Origin of the sequence: Aeromicrobium sp. YIM 150415 (assembly GCF_016918125.1) — a bacterium.
Taxonomy (GTDB): domain Bacteria; phylum Actinomycetota; class Actinomycetes; order Propionibacteriales; family Nocardioidaceae; genus Aeromicrobium; species Aeromicrobium piscarium.
Genome location: NZ_JAERWM010000038.1, coordinates 1 through 5,368, shown reverse-complemented (window position 1 = coordinate 5,368; position 5,368 = coordinate 1). Strand labels below are relative to the sequence as shown.

General features: G+C 55.8%; 3 rRNA genes. All 3 read right to left on the bottom strand.

Annotated elements, in window-relative coordinates:
- Nucleotides 1-30: 30 nt before the first annotated feature.
- Nucleotides 31-147: ribosomal RNA gene (rrf, locus tag JL108_RS19610) — 5S ribosomal RNA — on the bottom strand.
- Nucleotides 148-237: 90 nt separating this feature from the next.
- A 23S ribosomal RNA gene (locus JL108_RS19605) occupies nt 238-3,344 on the bottom strand.
- Nucleotides 3,345-3,680: 336 nt separating this feature from the next.
- Nucleotides 3,681-5,200: ribosomal RNA gene (locus tag JL108_RS19600) — 16S ribosomal RNA — on the bottom strand.
- The 16S, 23S and 5S rRNA genes sit together here, the layout of an rRNA operon.
- Between the last annotated feature and the right edge of the window lie 168 nt (nt 5,201-5,368).

Sequence of the window (5,368 nt, the reverse complement as noted above, 5' to 3'; positions counted from 1 at the left end):
TGTGTTTGGGGCGGCCTCGCGCTAATGTTTGTCCGGCGACGTCCTACTCTCCCACACCGTCTCCAGTGCAGTACCATCGGCGCTGAAGGGCTTGACTTCCGGGTTCGGAATGTGACCGGGTATTTCCCCTTCGCTATGGTCGCCGTAACTCTATCAACCATCCAACTATCCAATTAATAGCCGGTGATGGTCTGGGAACCTCATAGTGGACGCGAACAACTCGAAAAGTATGTGTTGGGTGACAAGCCCTCGGCCTATTAGTACCAGTCAGCTCCACACATTGCTGTGCTTCTACTTCTGGCCTATCAACCCAGTGGTCTGCTGGGGGCCTTAACCCATGACGGGTGGGAAACCTCATCTTGAAACGTGCTTCCCGCTTAGATGCTTTCAGCGGTTATCACTTCCGAACGTAGCCAACCAGCCGTGCACCTGGCGGTACAACTGGCACACCAGAGGTTCGTCCACCCCGGTCCTCTCGTACTAGGGGCAGCCTTTCTCAAGTTTCCTACGCGCGCGGCGGATAGGGACCGAACTGTCTCACGACGTTCTAAACCCAGCTCGCGTGCCGCTTTAATGGGCGAACAGCCCAACCCTTGGGACCTGCTACGGCCCCAGGATGCGACGAGCCGACATCGAGGTGCCAAACCATCCCGTCGATATGGACTCTTGGGGAAGATCAGCCTGTTATCCCCGGGGTACCTTTTATCCGTTGAGCGACGCCGCTTCCACATGCCAGCGCCGGGTCACTAGTCCCGACTTTCGTCCCTGCTCGAGCCGTCACTCTCGCAGTCAAGCTCCCTTGTGTACTTACACTCAACACCTGATTGCCAACCAGGCTGAGGGAACCTTTGGGCGCCTCCGTTACATTTTAGGAGGCAACCGCCCCAGTTAAACTACCCACCAGGCACTGTCCCTGATCCGGATAACGGACCTAAGTTAGATATCTAGTACGACCAGAGTGGTATTTCAACGATGACTCCACAACCACTGGCGTGGCCGCTTCACAGTCTCCCACCTATCCTACACAAGTCGAACCAAACACCAATACCAAGCTATAGTAAAGGTCCCGGGGTCTTTCCGTCCTGCCGCGCGTAACGAGCATCTTTACTCGTAGTGCAATTTCGCCGAGTTCATGGTTGAGACAGCGCCCAAGTCGTTACTCCATTCGTGCAGGTCGGAACTTACCCGACAAGGAATTTCGCTACCTTAGGATGGTTATAGTTACCACCGCCGTTTACTGGGGCTTAAGTTCTGCGCTTCGCCTTGCGGCTAACACGTCCCCTTAACCTTCCAGCACCGGGCAGGAGTCAGTCCGTATACGGCGTCTTACGACTTAGCACGGACCTGTGTTTTTAATAAACAGTCGCTTGGGCCTGGTCTCTGCGGCCTTCAACGCTTCCCACCGCAAGGGTGTTCACGTATCCGGCCCCCCTTCTCCCGAAGTTACGGGGGCATTTTGCCGAGTTCCTTAACCATGATTCACTCGATCACCTTAGTATTCTCTACCTGACCACCTGAGTCGGTTTGGGGTACGGGCGGCTACAGATCTCGCTAGATGCTTTTCTCGGCAGCATAGGATCACTCACACAACACCCGTAGGTGAAGTGGCATCGAATCTCAGACACTATAGACGGCGGATTTACCTACCGTCAGTCCTACATTCTTACCCTCGGACTACCATCGCCGAGGATGAGCTACCTTCCTGCGTCACACCATCGCTTGGCTACTACCAGCTCGGGTCACACGCTCCACCAATCCCTGTCTCCGAAGAGACTGAAGATGGCTTCGGGTGCTTAGCATCACTGACCTCGCCAGGGACGATCTATCGCCGGTACGGGAATATCAACCCGTTGTCCATCGACTACGCCTGTCGGCCTCGCCTTAGGTCCCGACTTACCCAGGGAAGATTAGCTTGACCCTGGAACCCTTGGTCATCCGGTGGAAGAGTTTCTCACTCTTCATTCGCTACTCATGCCTGCATTCTCACTCGTGTCGCATCCACAACTCGGTCACCCGGCTGCTTCACTCGCGACACGACGCTCCCCTACCCATCCACACGACTGGACCACAAAGGCCTATCACATGTGTGAATGCCATAGCTTCGGCGGATTGCTTGAGCCCCGCTAAATTGTCGGCGCGGAATTACTTGACCAGTGAGCTATTACGCACTCTTTCAAGGATGGCTGCTTCTAAGCCAACCTCCTGGTTGTCTCTGCGACTCCACATCCTTTTCCACTTAGCAACCGCTTAGGGGCCTTAGCTGATGGTCTGGGCTGTTTCCCTCTCGACTACGAAGCTTATCCCCCGCAGTCTCACTGCAACGCTCTCACTTACCGGCATTCGGAGTTTGGCTGAGTTCAGTAAGCTGGTAGGCCCCCTAGCCCATCCAGTGCTCTACCTCCGGCAAGAAACACGTCACGCTGCACCTAAATGCATTTCGGGGAGAACCAGCTATCACGGAGTTTGATTGGCCTTTCACCCCTATCCACAGGTCATCCCCCCAGTTTTTAACCTAGGTGGGTTCGGTCCTCCACGCGGTCTTACCCGCGCTTCAACCTGCCCATGGATAGATCACTCCGCTTCGGGTCTAGATCATGCAACTCAACGCCCTATTCGGACTCGCTTTCGCTACGGCTCCACCCCAACGGCTTAACCTCGCTACATAACACTAACTCGCAGGCTCATTCTTCAAAAGGCACGCCGTCACACCCACAAGTGAATGCTCCGACGGATTGTATGCACATGGTTTCAGGTACTCTTTCACTCCCCTCCCGGGGTACTTTTCACCTTTCCCTCACGGTACTAGTCCGCTATCGGTCATCGAGGAGTATTTAGGCTTAACGGGTGGTCCCGCCAAATTCACACCGAATTTCAGGAGTACGGTGCTACTCGGGGTCACGCACAAGAGCCATCAGCTTACAGCTACGGGGATCTCACCCTCTCTGTCCCGACATCCCAGCCGGTTCACCTTCACTGACGGTTTCTCACTCTTCGACCGCTCGGCAGAACGATCAGCACGGCCCCACGACCCCCCAGATGCAACGCCTGCCGGCTATCACACACCTGAGGTTTAGCCTCATCCGGTTTCGCTCGCCACTACTCCCGGAATCACGGTTGTTTTCTCTTCCTGCGGGTACTGAGATGTTTCACTTCCCCACGTTCCCTCCACACGCCCTATATATTCAAGCGCGGGTAACACGACATAACTCGTGCTGGGTTTCCCCATTCGGACATCCCCGGATCACAGCTCGGTTGTCAACTCCCCAGGGCTTTTCGCAGACTCCAACGTCCTTCATCGGCTCTCGATGCCAAGGCATCCACCATGTGCACTTAGTAGCTTGTCAACACTACAAAGATGCTCGCGTCCACTATGAAGTTCTCAAAACACCACCGGCACCACGCACCAGCCCCCACCAAACCCACCAGAAAACCCGGCAGTGGTATGAAGACCACGCAGCCCGAACAAGCCACCAGACAACAACGCCCAATGCCTCATAACCCAACAGTGTGCCACCCCCACCACCACACCCAAACAGCATGCATGATGAGCACCCCCTCCACAGAGAGAGCAACGTAATCGACGTCCACTAATGAGCAGCCACCGGGCACCACACACGGGCACCAACGGCGACAACAACAACCACACCCAACAGGGCACAGTCGCGCTACATGCTCCTTAGAAAGGAGGTGATCCAGCCGCACCTTCCGGTACGGCTACCTTGTTACGACTTCGTCCCAATCGCCAGCCCCACCTTCGACGGCTCCCTCCCACAAGGGGTTAGGCCACCGGCTTCGGGTGTTGCCGACTTTCATGACGTGACGGGCGGTGTGTACAAGGCCCGGGAACGTATTCACCGCAGCGTTGCTGATCTGCGATTACTAGCGACTCCGACTTCATGGGGTCGAGTTGCAGACCCCAATCCGAACTGAGACCGGCTTTTTCCGATTCGCTCCACCTCACGGCTTCGCAGCGGTTTGTACCGGCCATTGTAGCATGCTTGAAGCCCTGGACATAAGGGGCATGAAGACTTGACGTCATCCCCACCTTCCTCCGAGTTGACCCCGGCAGTCTCCTATGAGTCCCCACCATCACGTGCTGGCAACATAGGACGAGGGTTGCGCTCGTTGCGGGACTTAACCCAACATCTCACGACACGAGCTGACGACAGCCATGCACCACCTGTATACCGACCACAAGGGAAACCACATCTCTGCAGTCGTCCGGCATATGTCAAACCCAGGTAAGGTTCTTCGCGTTGCATCGAATTAATCAGCATGCTCCGCCGCTTGTGCGGGCCCCCGTCAATTCCTTTGAGTTTTAGCCTTGCGGCCGTACTCCCCAGGCGGGGCGCTTAATGCGTTAGCTGCGGCACGGAAACCGTGGAAGGTCCCCACACCTAGCGCCCAACGTTTACGGCATGGACTACCAGGGTATCTAATCCTGTTCGCTCCCCATGCTTTCGCTCCTCAGCGTCAGGAAATGCCCAGAGAACCGCCTTCGCCACCGGTGTTCCTCCTGATATCTGCGCATTCCACCGCTACACCAGGAATTCCATTCTCCCCTGCATCCCTCAAGTCTGCCCGTATCGAAAGCACGCTCAGAGTTAAGCCCTGAGTTTTCACTCCCGACGCGACAAACCGCCTACGAGCCCTTTACGCCCAATAATTCCGGACAACGCTCGGACCCTACGTATTACCGCGGCTGCTGGCACGTAGTTGGCCGGTCCTTCTTCTGCACCTACCGTCACTCTCGCTTCGTCGGTGCTGAAAGAGGTTTACAACCCGAAGGCCGTCATCCCTCACGCGGCGTTGCTGGATCAGGCTTTCGCCCATTGTCCAATATTCCCCACTGCTGCCTCCCGTAGGAGTCTGGGCCGTGTCTCAGTCCCAGTGTGGCCGGTCACCCTCTCAGGCCGGCTACCCGTCGTCGCCTTGGTGAGCCACTACCTCACCAACAAGCTGATAGGCCGCGAGCCCATCCTCCTCCGCCAGAACTTTCCACCACCCCACATGCGTGAGATAGTCATATCGGGTATTAGCCAGCGTTTCCACTGGTTATCCCCAAGAGAAGGGCAGGTTGCTCACGTGTTACTCACCCGTTCGCCGCTCGTGTACCCCCGAAAGGGCCTTACCGCTCGACTTGCATGTGTTAAGCACGCCGCCAGCGTTCGTCCTGAGCCAGGATCAAACTCTCCGTTGAAAAACAACAAAAAGCTCAACCCCAAAACACAGAACCACCAAAAACTGGCAGTAAACTGTCTCGGAATCGAGACACCCCACACGAATGCAGGATGCCTAATTAATTCAAAAAATCGTCGACTAAATGACACACTGTTGAGTTATCAAACATCAGACGCACACCAACGAC